The 13481-nt window shown below is 67.7% G+C and carries 15 protein-coding genes; 8 read left to right on the forward strand and 7 right to left on the reverse strand.

Annotated features, from left to right (window positions below; all coding sequences use genetic code 11):
- Window position 1: 1 nt before the first annotated feature.
- Window positions 2–175: a hypothetical protein gene (locus SriyCCGPB3_RS01990; RefSeq protein WP_350259802.1), complete on the forward strand. Its 174-nt coding sequence runs from the start codon at window positions 2–4 to the stop codon at window positions 173–175.
- A gap of 122 nt (window positions 176–297) precedes the next feature.
- Here SriyCCGPB3_RS01990 and SriyCCGPB3_RS01995 read toward each other — a convergent pair whose 3' ends face one another.
- Window positions 298–978 (reverse strand): hypothetical protein, encoded by a 681-nt coding sequence (locus SriyCCGPB3_RS01995; protein WP_350259803.1) that lies wholly within the window; start codon window positions 976–978, stop codon window positions 298–300.
- Between the two features lie 132 nt (window positions 979–1110).
- On the opposite strand from SriyCCGPB3_RS01995, the gene SriyCCGPB3_RS02000 reads away from it, so the two are divergent.
- Together SriyCCGPB3_RS02000 and SriyCCGPB3_RS02005 are read left to right on the forward strand one after the other, a co-directional pair.
- Window positions 1111–1770: a hypothetical protein gene (locus tag SriyCCGPB3_RS02000; protein ID WP_350259804.1), complete on the forward strand. Its 660-nt coding sequence runs from the start codon at window positions 1111–1113 to the stop codon at window positions 1768–1770.
- 106 nt (window positions 1771–1876) lie between these two features.
- Entirely contained in the window at window positions 1877–2845 is a 969-nt protein-coding gene (locus tag SriyCCGPB3_RS02005; protein WP_350259805.1) for a polysaccharide deacetylase family protein, read from the forward strand.
- Window positions 2846–2848: 3 nt separating this feature from the next.
- Here SriyCCGPB3_RS02005 and SriyCCGPB3_RS02010 read toward each other — a convergent pair whose 3' ends face one another.
- Together SriyCCGPB3_RS02010 and SriyCCGPB3_RS02015 are read right to left on the reverse strand one after the other, a co-directional pair.
- A complete protein-coding gene (locus SriyCCGPB3_RS02010) occupies window positions 2849–3775 on the reverse strand; it encodes a class I SAM-dependent methyltransferase (RefSeq protein ID WP_433963283.1) in 927 nt (308 codons plus the stop codon).
- A gap of 99 nt (window positions 3776–3874) precedes the next feature.
- Window positions 3875–4294, reverse strand: coding sequence for a hypothetical protein (locus tag SriyCCGPB3_RS02015; RefSeq protein WP_350259807.1), 420 nt, complete (start codon window positions 4292–4294; stop codon window positions 3875–3877).
- A 90-nt stretch (window positions 4295–4384) separates the two neighbouring features.
- On the opposite strand from SriyCCGPB3_RS02015, the gene SriyCCGPB3_RS02020 reads away from it, so the two are divergent.
- The gene (locus SriyCCGPB3_RS02020) at window positions 4385–4669 is read left to right on the forward strand and encodes a hypothetical protein (protein ID WP_049454421.1); all 285 of its coding nucleotides are present in this window, start codon (window positions 4385–4387) and stop codon (window positions 4667–4669) included.
- Window positions 4670–4757: 88 nt separating this feature from the next.
- On the opposite strand, the gene dmeF is transcribed toward SriyCCGPB3_RS02020, so the two are convergent.
- Window positions 4758–5744, reverse strand: a complete 987-nt coding sequence (dmeF, locus tag SriyCCGPB3_RS02025) for a CDF family Co(II)/Ni(II) efflux transporter DmeF (RefSeq protein ID WP_350259808.1) — start codon at window positions 5742–5744, stop codon at window positions 4758–4760.
- A 50-nt stretch (window positions 5745–5794) separates the two neighbouring features.
- Here dmeF and SriyCCGPB3_RS02030 point away from each other — a divergent pair, with 50 nt between their 5' ends.
- Window positions 5795–6079, forward strand: a complete 285-nt coding sequence (locus SriyCCGPB3_RS02030) for a metal-sensing transcriptional repressor (protein WP_110710900.1) — start codon at window positions 5795–5797, stop codon at window positions 6077–6079.
- 124 nt (window positions 6080–6203) lie between these two features.
- Here SriyCCGPB3_RS02030 and SriyCCGPB3_RS02035 read toward each other — a convergent pair whose 3' ends face one another.
- On the reverse strand, window positions 6204–6575 hold the full coding sequence (locus SriyCCGPB3_RS02035; protein ID WP_110710901.1) for a MerC domain-containing protein: 372 nt from the start codon (window positions 6573–6575) through the stop codon (window positions 6204–6206).
- Window positions 6576–6644: 69 nt separating this feature from the next.
- On the opposite strand from SriyCCGPB3_RS02035, the gene SriyCCGPB3_RS02040 reads away from it, so the two are divergent.
- Window positions 6645–7970 carry a GTP-binding protein gene (locus SriyCCGPB3_RS02040; protein WP_350259809.1) on the forward strand — a complete coding sequence of 442 codons (1326 nt, stop codon included), beginning with the start codon at window positions 6645–6647 and terminating at the stop codon, window positions 7968–7970.
- 78 nt (window positions 7971–8048) lie between these two features.
- On the opposite strand, the gene SriyCCGPB3_RS02045 is transcribed toward SriyCCGPB3_RS02040, so the two are convergent.
- Complete coding sequence (locus SriyCCGPB3_RS02045) at window positions 8049–9656, reverse strand: ATP-binding cassette domain-containing protein (protein ID WP_350259810.1); 1608 nt, start codon at window positions 9654–9656, stop codon at window positions 8049–8051.
- A gap of 225 nt (window positions 9657–9881) precedes the next feature.
- Window positions 9882–10781, reverse strand: a complete 900-nt coding sequence (locus SriyCCGPB3_RS02050) for a LysR family transcriptional regulator (RefSeq protein WP_350259811.1) — start codon at window positions 10779–10781, stop codon at window positions 9882–9884.
- Between the two features lie 228 nt (window positions 10782–11009).
- Here SriyCCGPB3_RS02050 and SriyCCGPB3_RS02055 point away from each other — a divergent pair, with 228 nt between their 5' ends.
- Together SriyCCGPB3_RS02055 and SriyCCGPB3_RS02060 are read left to right on the forward strand one after the other, a co-directional pair.
- Entirely contained in the window at window positions 11010–12188 is a 1179-nt protein-coding gene (locus tag SriyCCGPB3_RS02055; RefSeq protein WP_350259812.1) for a serine hydrolase domain-containing protein, read from the forward strand.
- On the forward strand, window positions 12185–13369 hold the full coding sequence (locus SriyCCGPB3_RS02060; protein WP_350259813.1) for an MFS transporter: 1185 nt from the start codon (window positions 12185–12187) through the stop codon (window positions 13367–13369). The genes SriyCCGPB3_RS02055 and SriyCCGPB3_RS02060 overlap by 4 nt, the downstream gene beginning before the upstream one ends.
- Window positions 13370–13481: the final 112 nt, after the last annotated feature.

Genomic DNA, 13481 nt, shown 5'->3' on the forward strand with positions numbered 1-13481 from the left:
CATGCGCGCACCCCGAACACCCCCCTGGAAAAAGCCCAACCCCAAGGGTCAGAAATCGCAGGCGCTGTCGCCGGCCCAGAAAGACGCCGCGCGGCAGCGGGCGGAGGAGAACGGCCGTCCGTACCCCAATCTGGTCGACAACATGTGGGCGGCGAAGCTGCCGCGTGAGTTCTGATCTATCGAGGCCGAGCGTGGGCCAGCGCTATCTGCAGAGTCGAGCCATGCTTGACTCCGTCATGACGGCCATCCACGCGTGGCATGGATCCACTGCAACCGCCGCCGAGCCTAGGCTCGGCTCTATCGTTCGGTCAGGGGCGTCCAGCCCGATTGCAGCCAAGGTGAGATCTGGCTCTGGCGAACGGTGATTGCCTCCCTCGGAACCCCCGCCAGGCGCGCGAGCTCCGCATGCAGTCGCTCGGCATCCACCGGCACGGCCGAGGCAATCTGCAGCCGATCAGCCTGGTGCCTCACCTGCACGGGCAGCGTGGCGCGTGCGGTGTGCTCGCCGCCGGTTCGCCCGATGGGGTAGCGCATGGCCACCGGCCGCGACAGCTGTGCGAGCACAGGCTGCCACGCCTGCAGCACGGCGGCCTGCGCGGTGGCGGGAACCTGTGCTTCCGCAATCGTGGACGGATAGCCGGAGATGCTCTCGACCATCACCTGGAAGCGTGCGCCATCGGGCACGACGAGGGCGGCAGCAATCAGTGCGCACAAAGCAATGATCGCTGCGGCGAAGTTCCAGCTGCGCGGGGCGGTTGCGGGCAGGGTTGCAGTACGCAGCCCTGGCTTGCGCCGCAGCTTGCGTTCGTAGATGCGTCGATCCTTCTTGCGTGGGCTGCTGCTGTGTTCCGGCAGATTCAAGGGGACGCGCGGAAGGCGGGCGACGCGGGCCTTGATCAGGCGCGACAGCAGCATCCAGGCGAGCACGAAGATCAGCAACGGGAACAGCGTTCGCACCAGCAGATACATCGTCACCATTCCATTGCTCCATCACATGCCTGTTCGTCCCTCAGGACATCCTACCGGGACGGACCAGAAGTTGTCGCATACGCCCGCCGACAATCCGGAAGCGCTTGGTTAGGATGGACCCTTGTTGTCATGGATGAACCGATGGCCTCTACTGCTTCACGTTTCTGCCGCATCTGTGGGCCCGGGCCCATCCTGCTGGTACTGCAGATACTGGTCGTGCTGGCGGTGACGATGGCGGTCGGCTTCTTCCACTACAGGGTGGACCTGTTGCTGGAACCAGTGGGCGAGGCCTGTGGGGGCCCGGATCCGGTGGCACGCATGCAGGTGGCTGAGCAGTTGATGGCACGTTCCAATGCGCTGCAGGGCTGGTACCCGCTGCATCTGATTCCAGTGGTCGGCGTTGGGCTGGCCTTGCTGGGGGCGATGGCGATCTGCGCCTATCGCCTGCGTCGCGCGTCGGGGCGCCTGCGGCAGGCCAGCTGGGGGCTGCTGGCATTGCATGGCCTGGCCCTGGCGTTGTCACTCAGGGCGCTGCACTTGTACGAGAGTGCCTGGCTGAGCGTGGCAACGCTGTCTCCGGCAGCATGCCTGGTGGATCTTGCCGCAGACGGCAGGATGCCACTGGCCCAGGCGCAGCACGTAGTGTTCGACATCCTCACCCGCGAGCACGCGCCGCTGCTGCGCAATCCCGATGATCTGGCGATGGTGCTGGCCGCGTTGCTGCTGGTGGCCATGGTGGCGGGAGTGATGCTGTGGCGGGCGATCGTGCGTGAGCGCCGGGCGGGATCATCGGCCCCATAGGGGGAATTGTGCTGTACGCGCACTGCATCGCCAGCTGGGCCCTGAGCCGGCTGCGCATCCGCAATCGCGCTACAGTTCACGCCTCGCCCCCTGCAAGGAAGTGCTGATGCGTTGGTTGCTGCGGACTGTGCCGTTGCTGCTGTGCTCGTTGGCGGTACACGCCGCCGATGTGGACCGCCGGATTGCGGTGACCATCGATGACCTGCCGTGGGCGCGGGTGGACGAGATCGTGCCGCCGGACCTGCAGGCGCGCCATGAGGCACTGATGGCCCAGTTGCGGCAGGCGGGTGTACCGGTGGTGGGTTTCGTCAACGAGAACAAGCTGGAGATCGATGGGCAGGTGCAGCCGGCGCGGGTGCAGATGCTGCGCGACTGGCTGGACGCCGGCTATGTACTGGGCAACCACACGTACTCGCACATGGATCTGAATGCCAAGGGCGTTGCGGCCTTCCAGCAGGATTTCCTGCGCGGCGAAACGGTGCTGCGGCCCTTGCTGGCCGAGCGCGGACTGAAGCCGCAGTGGATGCGCCATCCCTATCTGCGTGCTGGCCGCACGGCGGAAGAACGTGCGGAGATGGATGTGTTCTTCAAGGCACACGGCTACCGCGTGGCTCCGGTGACGGTCGACAACGGTGAGTGGGTGTGGGCGTTCGCCTATGCGAACGTGATGAACGAGCAGCCTGATTCGCCCGAGCGCGAAGCGACGCTGGCACAGCTGCGCAAGGGCTATGTGCCGTACATGCTGAACAAGCTGGATTACTACGAGAAGCAGTCGCAGGCGCTGCTGGGCTATGCGCTGCCACAGGTGTGGCTGATGCACGCCAATGAGCTCAACGCGGCCACGTTCGCCGAACTGGTGGCGGCGGCCAAGCGCCGGGGCTATCGCTTCGTGTCACTGGACGAGGCGATGCATGACCCTGCCTATGCGCGTGGTGCCGAAGGCTACAGCGGCCGCTATGGCCCCAGCTGGCTGCACCGCTGGGCAATGGCGGAGAGGAAGCCCAAGGACTTCTACGCCGGCGAGGCGGTGGTGCCGGCGTGGGTGATGAAGCTGGCGAAGGTGGATTCGGAGTGAGGCTCAGCGCTTGACGGCCAGCACACCGTCAAGCGCCAGTTCTGCCTTGAAGCCGGCCTTTTCCAGACGCTTGGCCACTTCGCGCGGGACATCGCGCCCGCTGGTCAGCTTGTTCGGCGCACCGGTGTAGTGGAACAGGCGACCGCCCTTGCGGATGACGCGGGCGAGGTGGTCGTAGAACACCTGGGAGTACAGTTCGCCGGCGATGCCGAAGCGCGGCGGGTCGTGCAGGATCGCGTCGACACTGTTGCTGGCCACCTGTTCGATCTGCTGTGAGACGTCACCGTGGCTGAACTGCAGGCGGCCACCGGCGGCAGCCGAGTCTGGATCCGGCGACCACGGATTGAGCGTACGCAGCCACATCACGTCGGCGTTCTTCTCGAACGAGCGGATCTGGCCGACACCGGCCTCCAGCGCGCACGCGGCGAAGTAGCCCAGGCCGCCGCAGGTATCGAGGATGACCTTGCCGGCCGGGGCGACCAGCTCGACCTTGCGGCGCGCATCCTCGAACGGTGACAGCTTGGAGGTCGGCAGCATCTTGATGCCGTCGATCTCGAAGGTCGGTGCACCCCATTCGGTCGGCACCAGCTTGATCAACGAGCCGCTGTAGCGCGAGATCGGTGCGAAGCCCTCGCCGTCCCAGTAGTACAGCGTGCGGTCCTTCAGCTTGCCCGGCCACGGGTAGAGCTGGCCACGGAAGTGGAAGCCGTCGGCGTTCAGGGCCACGGTGTCCTGGCTCCGGCCCAGGTCGAGCGACCCCTGCCAGTCGGCAGCGCCCTTGTCATGGGCACGGCGCAGGGTGTCAGCGCTGTCGCGGGTCAGCAGGGGGCCGGTGTAATGGGGCACGGCGGGTACCGGGGCGGTTCGGGGGAGGGCATGGTACCGCAGCTGTTGTAGAGCCAAGCCGATGTCACAGTAGATCCACGCCATGCGTGGATGCAGGCAGGGAGGAGTCGAGCATGGCTCGACTCTACTGTTCATCTCTACTGTTCATCGCGCCGTTGCCGGCTTGGCGTACTGCGCGTTCACTCAATTGCACTTCACCGCATACACCGGCCCAGCACCGATCAGCATCAACGCCATGTAGTCACTATCACTGGCCTTGCCCTTCAACGTTGCGCCCTTGTTGAAGTGGAAGATGCCGAAGCCACCAGCCATGCGAATCAACGCGCTGTCGATCAGATCGGCATCATCGCGGAAGTAGCGGCTGATCTCGCTGCGGGTGGCCTTGTGCAGGGCATTCGGCTCGCGCTGCCATTGGTCGCCGCGGCTGAAGGAAACGAAGTACTGGCCGCCTTCCTTTTCGACGCGGAAGTCGGCCGGTTTGCGCGCACTGGTGGCGAAGCAGCCCTGCAAGGGGTCGGTGGAGAAGGGAAGCCCGGCGTCACCGCTGCAGGCGGTGATCAGCAGCAGGAGGGCACCGGGCAGCAGCAGGCGGAGCGTGCGCATGGGATGTCCCTACGGGGCAGGTGCGGCTAGTGTAGGCACTACGCGGGCGTGGCCCGTACAGGAATTCGGCAAGAACACAGGGGTTTTCGGATGGCGCAGGGCAAGGCACCGTGGTGCGGCGTGGCCAGTTGGCTGGGGATCGCTGTGGGGTGGGGGGCAGGCACGTTGGCAGCGCAGGCAGCGGTGGCTGCAGGCGGCAACGGTATGGCCGCAGGGCTGGGCGTGGGCGTGCTGGGCGCGGCGCTGGTGGGCGGAGGCCTGGCGGTGGCCTCGCGTGTGCGCGGCGAGCGCTGGCCGTGGATCGGCATCGGCGGTGCGGTGCTGAGTGCGCTGCCGCTGCTGATGTACCTGCTGCGGATGATGTTGAAGTTGTAGCGGTAGAGCCGGCCGCTGGCCGGCAACGCTGGGTTGTTTCTGGAGTCCATGAGGTTGCCGGCCAGCGGCCGGCACTACCCGATGGGAGTCACGCGCTGCGGTGGATCTCCACCGTCACGTGCACCAGCTCTTCATGGATGGCCAGCGCGTTGCGCACGGTATCGGCATCCAGGCTGGCGTCGCTGGTGACCACGCTGGCGCTGACCGCGTACTTGCCGCGGCCGACCTGCCAGACGTGCAGGTCGGCCAGGCGTGCCGGCCACGGGCCCTGCTCGATCACTTCGCGGACTTCGGCCACCACCGGCGCGTCCATCTGAGCGTCGAGCAGGATGCGGCCGCTGTCGCGCAGCAGGCCGATCGCCCAGACCGTGACCAGTACGGCGCCGACCAGGCCCATCACCGGATCCAGCCAGGTCAGCCCCAGTAGCTTGCCGCCGAGCAGTGCGACGATGGCCAGCACCGAGGTGGCGGCGTCGGCCAGCACGTGCACGTAGGCCGAGCGCAGGTTGAGGTCGTGACCATGCGCATGGCCGTGATCGTGGTGATCGTGATCATGCGCGTGGTCATGGTCGTGCCCATGGTCGTGCCCATGCCCATGATGGTGATGCGCGTGGCCAGGACTGTCGTGCAGCCACCAGGCACACAGCAGGTTCACGCCCAGGCCCACCGCAGCGATGACGATGGCTTCGTTGTAGTGGATCGGTGCAGGCACCCACAGCCGTTCCAGCGATTGCACGGCCATCAGCGCGGCGACGCCGAGCAGGGCGATGGCGCTGGTATAGCCGGCCAGGATCTCGATCTTCCAGGTGCCGAAGGCAAAGCGCGGGTCGTGCGCGTAGCGGCGTGCGCAGCGGTAGGCGAAGACCGAAAGGCCCAGCGCCAGTGCGTGCGAACTCATGTGCCAGCCGTCGGCGAGCACGGCCATGGAGTTGAACCACCAGCCGCCGACGATCTCCACCAGCATCATGCTGACGGTGAGCCACAGGGCGCGGCGGGTGTTGCGTTCGGCCAGCGGGTTGCCGTCGTCGAAGTGGTGTTCGTGACGACGGGCGGCGGCGAGGGCGTCCAGGTGCATGCGGAGACCAGAGGGTGGAAGGATACCCCTATAGGGTATACGATCCACTCATGGCCCATGTACACAAGCATCGAAAGCAGCTGCTGACCCGGGTGCGCCGGATCGGCGGCCAGGTGGCGGCGTTGGAGCAGGCGCTGGACACGCCCGAGGGGGAGGCAGGCGACTGCGCGGACGTGCTGGTGCAGGTCGCCGCGGTGCGCGGTGCCGCCCACAGCCTGCTGATGGAGCTGCTGCACGAGCATCTGCAGGAGCACGTGGTCGGCGCTGAAGACCCGCAGCAGCGGGCGGCGGAGGCCGAGGTACTGGTGGAGCTGCTGCGCCGCTACGGCAAGTAGGCCGGTAGTGCCGGCCGCTGGCCGGCACCTGCAGGTTGGGTCCGAAGCTCATGCAGTTGCCGGCCAGCGGCCGGCACTACCGGGTATGTCCGGCGTTCATGGGGATGCCGGCCAGCGGCAAGCACTACCCGTGCCGGTGCCGTGCGTTCCAGACATGCGTGGCGGCCAGCAGCAGGCTGCCGGTGACGGTCATCGGCGTTTCCCAGTCGTGCGAGGGCAGCGCCAGCGCGCCGGCCAGCAGCAGACCGAGCCCGGCGCCGGCAGTGGCCCAGGCCAGTACGGGCAGCGGGTGACGGCGCTCGGCGCGCCATAGTGCGTAGCCGGTCAGCGGCAGGGCGATGGCCACGAACAGCAGGTGCACCCATTCCGCCTCGGCCCAGGTGCCGAACAGCGGCAGTGCGGCGGCAAGCAGGGGCAGCGCCAGGCAGTGCAGCAGGCACAGGCTGGACAGGGCGACCGCGCCGGCATCGAGCAGGGCGGCAGAAGGCGACTTCATCGGGGGAGGTTCCTTGCGCAACAATTGTTATACAGTAACATTTCCGTTCCGCAGCCAACCCGCTCCGACATGAACACTGTTTCCCGCGCCGACCGTCGCCTTCCGGTCACCGTGCTGTCCGGCTTCCTGGGGGCCGGCAAGACCACCCTGCTCAACCAGATCCTGCGCAACCGCGAGGGCCTGCGCGTGGCGGTCATCGTCAACGACATGAGCGAGGTCAACATCGATGCGCAGCTGGTGCGCGAAGGTGGCGCCGAACTGCGCCGCACCGAAGAGACGCTGGTGGAGTTCAGCAACGGCTGCATCTGCTGCACGCTGCGCGACGACCTGCTGCAGGAAGTACGGCGGCTGGCCGATGCCGGTCGCTATGACTACCTGCTGATCGAATCGACCGGCATCGGCGAACCGATGCCGGTGGCAGCCACCTTCGCAGTGCGCGACGAGCACGGCTTCAGCCTGAGTGACATCGCGCGGCTGGACACGATGGTGACGGTGGTCGACGGCAGCGCGTTCCTTGCCGACTTCGGCTCGACCCTGCGCCTGGCCGAACGTGGCCAGCAGGCCGGCCCGGATGACGACCGCGGCGTGGTTGATCTGCTGTGCGAGCAGGTGGAGTTCGCCGATGTGATCGTGGTCAGCAAGATCGACCAGGTGGATGACGAAGTACTGCAGGACACGCTGGCGGTGCTGCGCGGGTTGAACCGTGATGCGAAGCTGCTGCTGTCCAGATTTGGTGACGTGCCGTTGCCCGAGCTGCTGGATACCGGCCGCTTCGATATGGAACGTGCACAACGCGCGCCGGGTTGGGTGAAGGAGCTGCGGGGTGAGCACACGCCGGAAACCGAGGAGTACGGCATCGGCAGCTTCGTCTACCGTTCGCGGCGTCCGTTCCACCCCGCGCGCTTTGCTCGCGCGCTGCAGTCGGGCATGCCCGGCGTGATCCGCAGCAAGGGCTGGTTCTGGTTGGCCAATCGGATGGACTGGGTGGGCGAGCTGAACACCGTGGGTGCAGCGACGCGCACGCAGGCGGCGGGCTTCTGGTACGCAGCGCGTGACCGCGTGCGGGCCGGGCTGGAAGACACCACGCCGCTGTTGCCGCCGACGCCGCTGCCCTACAGCGACCTCGGTTGGGCACGGCAGCAGGCCGACTGCTGGAGTGCGCCGCTGCCGGGGCTGGAGGAATTCCCGGACAGGGCCGCGCATTCGGCGATGCAGCGGCTGTGGCACCCGCTGTGGGGGGATCGGCGCCAGGAGCTGGTGGTGATCGGCGTGCACATGGACGAGCGCGCGGTGCGCGCGGAACTGGATGCGTGCCTGCTCAACGACCAGGAGCTGCGTGCGGGACCCTTGTTGTGGCAGCAGTTGCCGCAGTCGTTCCCGGCGTGGAAGCGTTGACGGTGCATTGAGGATCCATGGGTTGCCGGCCAGCGGCCGGCACTACCCGCCATGCATCCATCCACGCATGGCGTGGATCTACAAGGCATCGCGCCACTGCCATCCATCGGCGCCTACCTGCAACACCTGCGTCGGCTGCAACGCCTGCAGCAGATGCAGGTCGTGGCTGACCATCATCAGGGCACCCGGCCATGCCGCCAGCAGTTCTTCCAATGCCTGCAATGCGCTCAGGTCCAGTGCATTGCCAGGCTCGTCCAGCAGCAACAGCTGCGGCGCGGGATCGGCGTACAACACGCTGGCCAGTGCGCCTTTCACCCGTTCGCCATCGCTGAGGCTGCTGGCGGGGCGCTGGATGCGCTGTGCGTCCAGACCCAACAGGGCCAGGCGGGTGCGCAGCTCCCCGGGGTCGGCACTCGGGTTGGCGGCCTGCACGCTGTCGAGGATGCTGCATTCGCCGGACAGCCCCAGCAGCTGCTGGTCGAGCAGCGCCAGCGGTGCGTGACGCTGCACGGTCCCATCACGCGCGGGCAACTGACCTGCCAGCACCCGCAGCAGGGTCGACTTGCCGCTGCCGTTGTCACCCACCACGGCAATGCGCTGGCCGCGACGGACATCCAGCTGCAATGGAGCATCGCAGCCATGCGGCAGCACCAAGGCCTCGGCCTGCAGCAGGCGCGTGCTGCCACGTTCCCCCGCACCGGCAAACAGCGCCAGTTCCGGCGCGGTGTGAACCGCCGAGGCCGCAGCGCGCAGCTGATCGGCGCTGGCCTGCAGGCGCTCGGCCTGTACCTGCTGTGCGCGGCCGTGACTGGCTTCGGCGCGCTGCTTCTGCCGGCCGAGCAGGATCGGTGCCTGGTTGGCCTGCTTCGCATCGCGGTTGCCGCGTGCCTGGCGCTGCTGCTGGCGTTCGTGCTGTTCGCGCGCGCTGCGTTGCTGTTGCCGGTGCTGGGCGCGCGCATGGTCGAGCTGCGTGGCAGCCGCGTCACGTTCGGCGGTCCGCGTGTCGGCGTAGTGCTGCCACGGTCCACCATAGCGACGCAGTCCGCGCGCATCGAGCTCGACGATCTGCTGCATGTGCCCCAGCAGTTCGCGATCATGGCTGATCGCCAGCAGGCCACCGCGCCACTGCTGCAATTGCTCGTACAGCTGTTGGCGATGGCGTGCGTCGAGGTGGTTGCTGGGTTCGTCCAGGATCAACCAATCAGCACCGCTGGCCCAGGCGCCGGACAAGGCGACCTGCATCGCTTGGCCGCCGCTGAGGCGCGCGGCCGGCTGGGCGGGATCGAGGTCGTCGGGAAGCTGCAGTGCCCGCCATTGCTGCTGCAGGCGTTCGCGCAGATCCCAGCGGTCGCCGACGCAGGCGAAGTCGGTCTCGTCCACGCTGCCGGCTTCGATGCGTTGCAGCGCGGCCAGTTCCGCGCCGACGCCGGCCAGTTCACCGACCGTGCCGGCGGGTGGATAACCGGGCGTCGGCAACAGGAACACGCGGCCACTGCCGCGAACCTGGCCGTTGTCGGGCAGCAACCGGCCGGCCAGCAGGCGTGCGAGCACGCTCTTGCCGGCGCCGTTGGCACCGACCAGGCCGGTAGCGACCGGTTCGAAGGAAAACGTCAGATCGGAAAACAGCGGACGGCCGTCGGCCAATCGATACGACACGCGATCGAGCGTGAGGGAATGCGGGGTCATGCGACCTCCATGGATGCCGGGTTCTCCCCTGCGCGCAGGGGCGGGAAGAGTCAGGCCGTCTGGTGGGAAGACGGCGGCATCAATGGCGCATTGGTCGCGAGCCTCTGGGAGGGATGAGCGGCCAGTATAGCGGGGCTGGCTGAATGGTTTGATGGCGCGACTCTACAAAGGCATCCACGCATGGCGTGGATCTACTGTGGGCCGGGCATGGTGTGGATCGATGGCCTAGGGCACGGTTTCCAGGCGTGCGCTGACGAAGTCGATGAACACGCGCAGTTTCGGCAGCACGTGGCGGCCCGAGGGCCACAGCAGGTGGAAGATGCCGCAGGAATGCACGTGCTCGTCCAGCACGGTGACCAGGCGGCCATCGGCCAGTGCATCGCGTACCGAGTGCACTGGCACGAAGGCCAGGCCGATGTCACGCAGGGCCAATGCCACGCGCGCTTCGATGGTGTTGGCCACCATGTGCACCGGCAGCTCCTGCGGGGTTTCGTCATCGGGCCAGTGGATCGGCCATAGCTCCAGCTTGCCGGTGCTGGGGAAGCGATAGTGCAGCAGCGTGTGCTGCATCAGTTCGGCCGGCGTGCGGGGAACGCCGCGCCGCTGCAGGTAGGCCGGCGAGGCGACGATGCGGCGTGGGAAGACCCCCAGGCGCCTGGCGTTCATGCGTGAGTCGCTGGGCTCGCCGACGCGCAGCACGGCATCGAAACCTTCCTCGATGACATCGACCAGCCGATCGCTGAAATCCAGATCCAGGCGGATGTCCGGGTACGCGGCCATGAACTCGGCCATCAACGGCAGGGTCAGGTCGCCGACCAGGGGCAGGCTGATACGTAGCGTGCCACGTGGGGAGGCATGTGGCTGTGCCAGCTCGGTACGCGCGGCATCACGCTCGTCGAGGATGCGCCGGCAGCGTGCCAGGAACAGCTGCCCCTCGGCGGTGAGGGTGATGCTGCGAGTGCTGCGATGGAACAGGCGCACGCCCAGTGCGTGCTCCAGCCGCGCGACGCATTTGCCAGCGGCCGAGGCGGAGATGCCCTGCAGGCGCCCGGTCTCGACGAAGCTGCGGGTATCTGCGGCGTGCACGAAGGTCTGCAGATTGGCGAGGTTGTCGAGGACTGACATGGGTATGCGGGCAATGAAAGCGGCAGGGTAGGTCGGCGCGGCTGTAGCGGGTGGCTCCGCCATCGCAACACTGTGGTGCGGGGTGGCGTGGGGACCGTTGCGGCCTTGCAGTTCCGGCCATCATGCCGATTGCGGACTGCACGGTCCATGATGCCCGGAGCGGCAACCGGCTTTTTGCGTGCTGGCGTGCTGCCTAACGTGGCGGGCCTCTCCCCACGGATCACCGCGATGAACGCTGCCCTTTCCCTTGAACCCACGCCGACCCTGCCGTCGGTGCAGCGGCTGCTGCAGCAGGTCCACCCGCAGCGCCTGGTCGGTGCGGTGGTGCTGGTACGCGAGTACGGTGTGCTGCGTCATGCCAGCGCCAGCGGCCTGGCCGATCGCGAGTCGGCCACGCCGATGCGGCGCGACCAGCTGTTCCGGCTGGCATCGGTAAGCAAGCCGCTGCTGACCACGGTGATCCTGCGCCTGGTGGCCGAGGGCGTGCTCGACCTCGACGCGCCGGTGCAGCGTTGGCTGCCGGACTTCCGCCCGGCCCTGGCCGATGGCAGCACGCCAGCGATCAGCCTGCGCCAACTGCTCAGCCACAGCAGCGGGCTGGGTTACCGCTTTCTGGAAGCCGACGCCGACGGCCCGTATGCGCGCGCCGGTGTCAGTGACGGCATGGATGCCAATCCCGTGAGCCTGGCGGAGAACGTGCTGCGTGTTGCCCAGGCACCGCTGTTGTTCGCCCCCGGCAGCCAATGGATGTATTCGTTGGGCGTTGACGTGGCCGGTGCGGTGGCCGAAGCCGCGACCGGTGAAACGCTGCAGGCGTTGTTCGTACGCCTGTTGGCCACGCCGCTGGGCCTGCGCGATACCGCGTTTGCCATCGACGATGCTGCGCGGCTGGCCACGCCCTATGTCACCGACATGCCGCAGCCGCATCGCCTGCAGGAGGGCGAGGTGGTCGCGCCGTTCGAGGGGACGGTGGGTATCGACTACAGTCCCGCGCGTGCCACCGACGCCAGCCGTTTTGCTTCTGCGGGTGCGGGCCTGGTTGGCACGGCCGATGAGGTGATGACCGTGCTGGAAGCACTGCGCGACGTGCAGGCATCGGGCCTGTTGCCGGTCGCGCTTGCTGCGCAGATGGGCACCCCGCAGGTGGGCGAGCAGGGGCCGCCGGAACCGGCCGGCTGGGGCTTCGGCCTGGGTTTTGCGGTGCTGCGCGATGCGGCGGCCAGTGGCACCCCGCAGCGCGAAGGCACGTGGCGCTGGGGAGGTGCCTATGGCCACAGCTGGTTCGTCGACCCGTCGCGCGGGCTGAGCGTGGTGGCACTGACCAATACCCTGTACGAAGGCATGGACGGCGCTTTCGTCGATGAACTGCGTGACGCGGTCTACGTCGATCTGGAGGCCGTGCGATGAGCGGCCATGCCATCGACGCGGCCAGCCCGGCCGGTGAGGCCACGCGCCTGCCGTGGGCAGGCCTGCTGGCGCTGGCCGGCGGCGGCTTCATCACCCTGCTGACCGAGACCCTGCCGGCCGGTGTGCTGCGGCCGATGGGTGAAAGTCTCGGCGTGAGCGACGCCGCGGTGGGCCAGCTGGTCAGCGTGTATGCGCTGGGTTCGGTGACGGCCGCGTTGCCGATGACCGCGCTGACCCAGCGCCTGCCACGACGCCCGTTGCTGCTCGCTGCGATCGCTGGCTTCGTGGTGGTCAATACGTTGACCGCACTGAGCAGCAGCTATCCGCTGATTCTTGCCGCGCGCTTCCTGGCGGGCGTGAGTGGTGGCCTGCTGTGGTCGCTGGTGGCGGGGTACGCAGCACGCATGGTGGTGCCCTCGCTGCAGGGCAGGGCGATTGCAGTAGCGATGGTCGGTTCGCCGCTGGCGTTGTCGCTGGGCGTGCCGGCCGGTACGTTGCTGGGCCAGCAGATCGGCTGGCGCTGGGCGTTTGCGCTGATGAGCGTGCTGGGCGTGGGCCTGCTGGCGTACACGCGCTGGGCACTGCCGGCGCTGCCAGCAGCCGGTGCCGGTCAACGTACGTCGCTGGGTACGGTCTGGCGCATGCCCGGCGTGCGCAGCGCGCTGCTGGTGATGGTGTTGTACGTGCTGGCGCACAACGTGCTCTACACCTACATCGAACCGTTGGCGGTGGAGGCGGGTGCCGGCCCGTGGCTGGACCGCCTGCTGCTGGCCTTCGGCGTGGCAGCCATCGCTGGCATCGGCATCGCAGGCTGGGGCGTGGATCGTCATCTGCGCACGCTGGTATGGGCGGCCGTGATCGGTTTCGTCCTGCCGGTGCTGACCCTGCTGCTGTGGCCAGGACAGGCCACACCGCTGCTGCTGGCGACGATCCTGTGGGGCGTGGCCTTCGGCACGGTACCTACCCTGTTCCAGACCGCGCTCGCACGCCGAGCCGGTGCCGCTGCGGACCTGGCGCAGTCGATGCTGGTGACCGGCTGGAACCTGGCGATTGCCGCCGGTGGCGTAGCGGGCGGTGTGCTGCTGCAGGCCAGCGGCCCGAGCCACCTGGGCTGGCTGCCGTTGCTGCTGCTGGCGGTGACCGTGGCCTGGCTGCTGGCACGGCCGAAAGCCTGGGCGTAGGCGCAGACCCGACGTTACCGAGGTGCCGGCCAGCGACCGGCACTACCGTGGTCCACGCCATCCACGCATGGCGTGGATCTATCGAGCGCAGCGACCCGCGTTTGCTTTTGCT

This window comes from Stenotrophomonas riyadhensis (genome assembly GCF_040256885.1).
Taxonomy (GTDB): domain Bacteria; phylum Pseudomonadota; class Gammaproteobacteria; order Xanthomonadales; family Xanthomonadaceae; genus Stenotrophomonas; species Stenotrophomonas riyadhensis.

Coding starts and splice junctions, on each gene's coding strand:
- SriyCCGPB3_RS02040 (WP_350259809.1), top strand. CDS start 6,645: ATGAACACTGTTTCCCGCGCCGACCGTCGCCTTCCGGTCACCGTGCTG.
- SriyCCGPB3_RS02050 (WP_350259811.1), bottom strand. CDS start 10,781: ATGTCAGTCCTCGACAACCTCGCCAATCTGCAGACCTTCGTGCACGCC.
- SriyCCGPB3_RS01995 (WP_350259803.1), bottom strand. CDS start 978: ATGGTGACGATGTATCTGCTGGTGCGAACGCTGTTCCCGTTGCTGATC.
- SriyCCGPB3_RS01990 (WP_350259802.1), top strand. CDS start 2: ATGCGCGCACCCCGAACACCCCCCTGGAAAAAGCCCAACCCCAAGGGT.
- SriyCCGPB3_RS02000 (WP_350259804.1), top strand. CDS start 1,111: ATGGCCTCTACTGCTTCACGTTTCTGCCGCATCTGTGGGCCCGGGCCC.
- dmeF (WP_350259808.1), bottom strand. CDS start 5,744: ATGCACCTGGACGCCCTCGCCGCCGCCCGTCGTCACGAACACCACTTC.
- SriyCCGPB3_RS02020 (WP_049454421.1), top strand. CDS start 4,385: ATGGCGCAGGGCAAGGCACCGTGGTGCGGCGTGGCCAGTTGGCTGGGG.
- SriyCCGPB3_RS02015 (WP_350259807.1), bottom strand. CDS start 4,294: ATGCGCACGCTCCGCCTGCTGCTGCCCGGTGCCCTCCTGCTGCTGATC.
- SriyCCGPB3_RS02055 (WP_350259812.1), top strand. CDS start 11,010: ATGAACGCTGCCCTTTCCCTTGAACCCACGCCGACCCTGCCGTCGGTG.
- SriyCCGPB3_RS02005 (WP_350259805.1), top strand. CDS start 1,877: ATGCGTTGGTTGCTGCGGACTGTGCCGTTGCTGCTGTGCTCGTTGGCG.
- SriyCCGPB3_RS02010 (WP_433963283.1), bottom strand. CDS start 3,775: ATGGCGTGGATCTACTGTGACATCGGCTTGGCTCTACAACAGCTGCGG.
- SriyCCGPB3_RS02045 (WP_350259810.1), bottom strand. CDS start 9,656: ATGACCCCGCATTCCCTCACGCTCGATCGCGTGTCGTATCGATTGGCC.
- SriyCCGPB3_RS02035 (WP_110710901.1), bottom strand. CDS start 6,575: ATGAAGTCGCCTTCTGCCGCCCTGCTCGATGCCGGCGCGGTCGCCCTG.
- SriyCCGPB3_RS02060 (WP_350259813.1), top strand. CDS start 12,185: ATGAGCGGCCATGCCATCGACGCGGCCAGCCCGGCCGGTGAGGCCACG.
- SriyCCGPB3_RS02030 (WP_110710900.1), top strand. CDS start 5,795: ATGGCCCATGTACACAAGCATCGAAAGCAGCTGCTGACCCGGGTGCGC.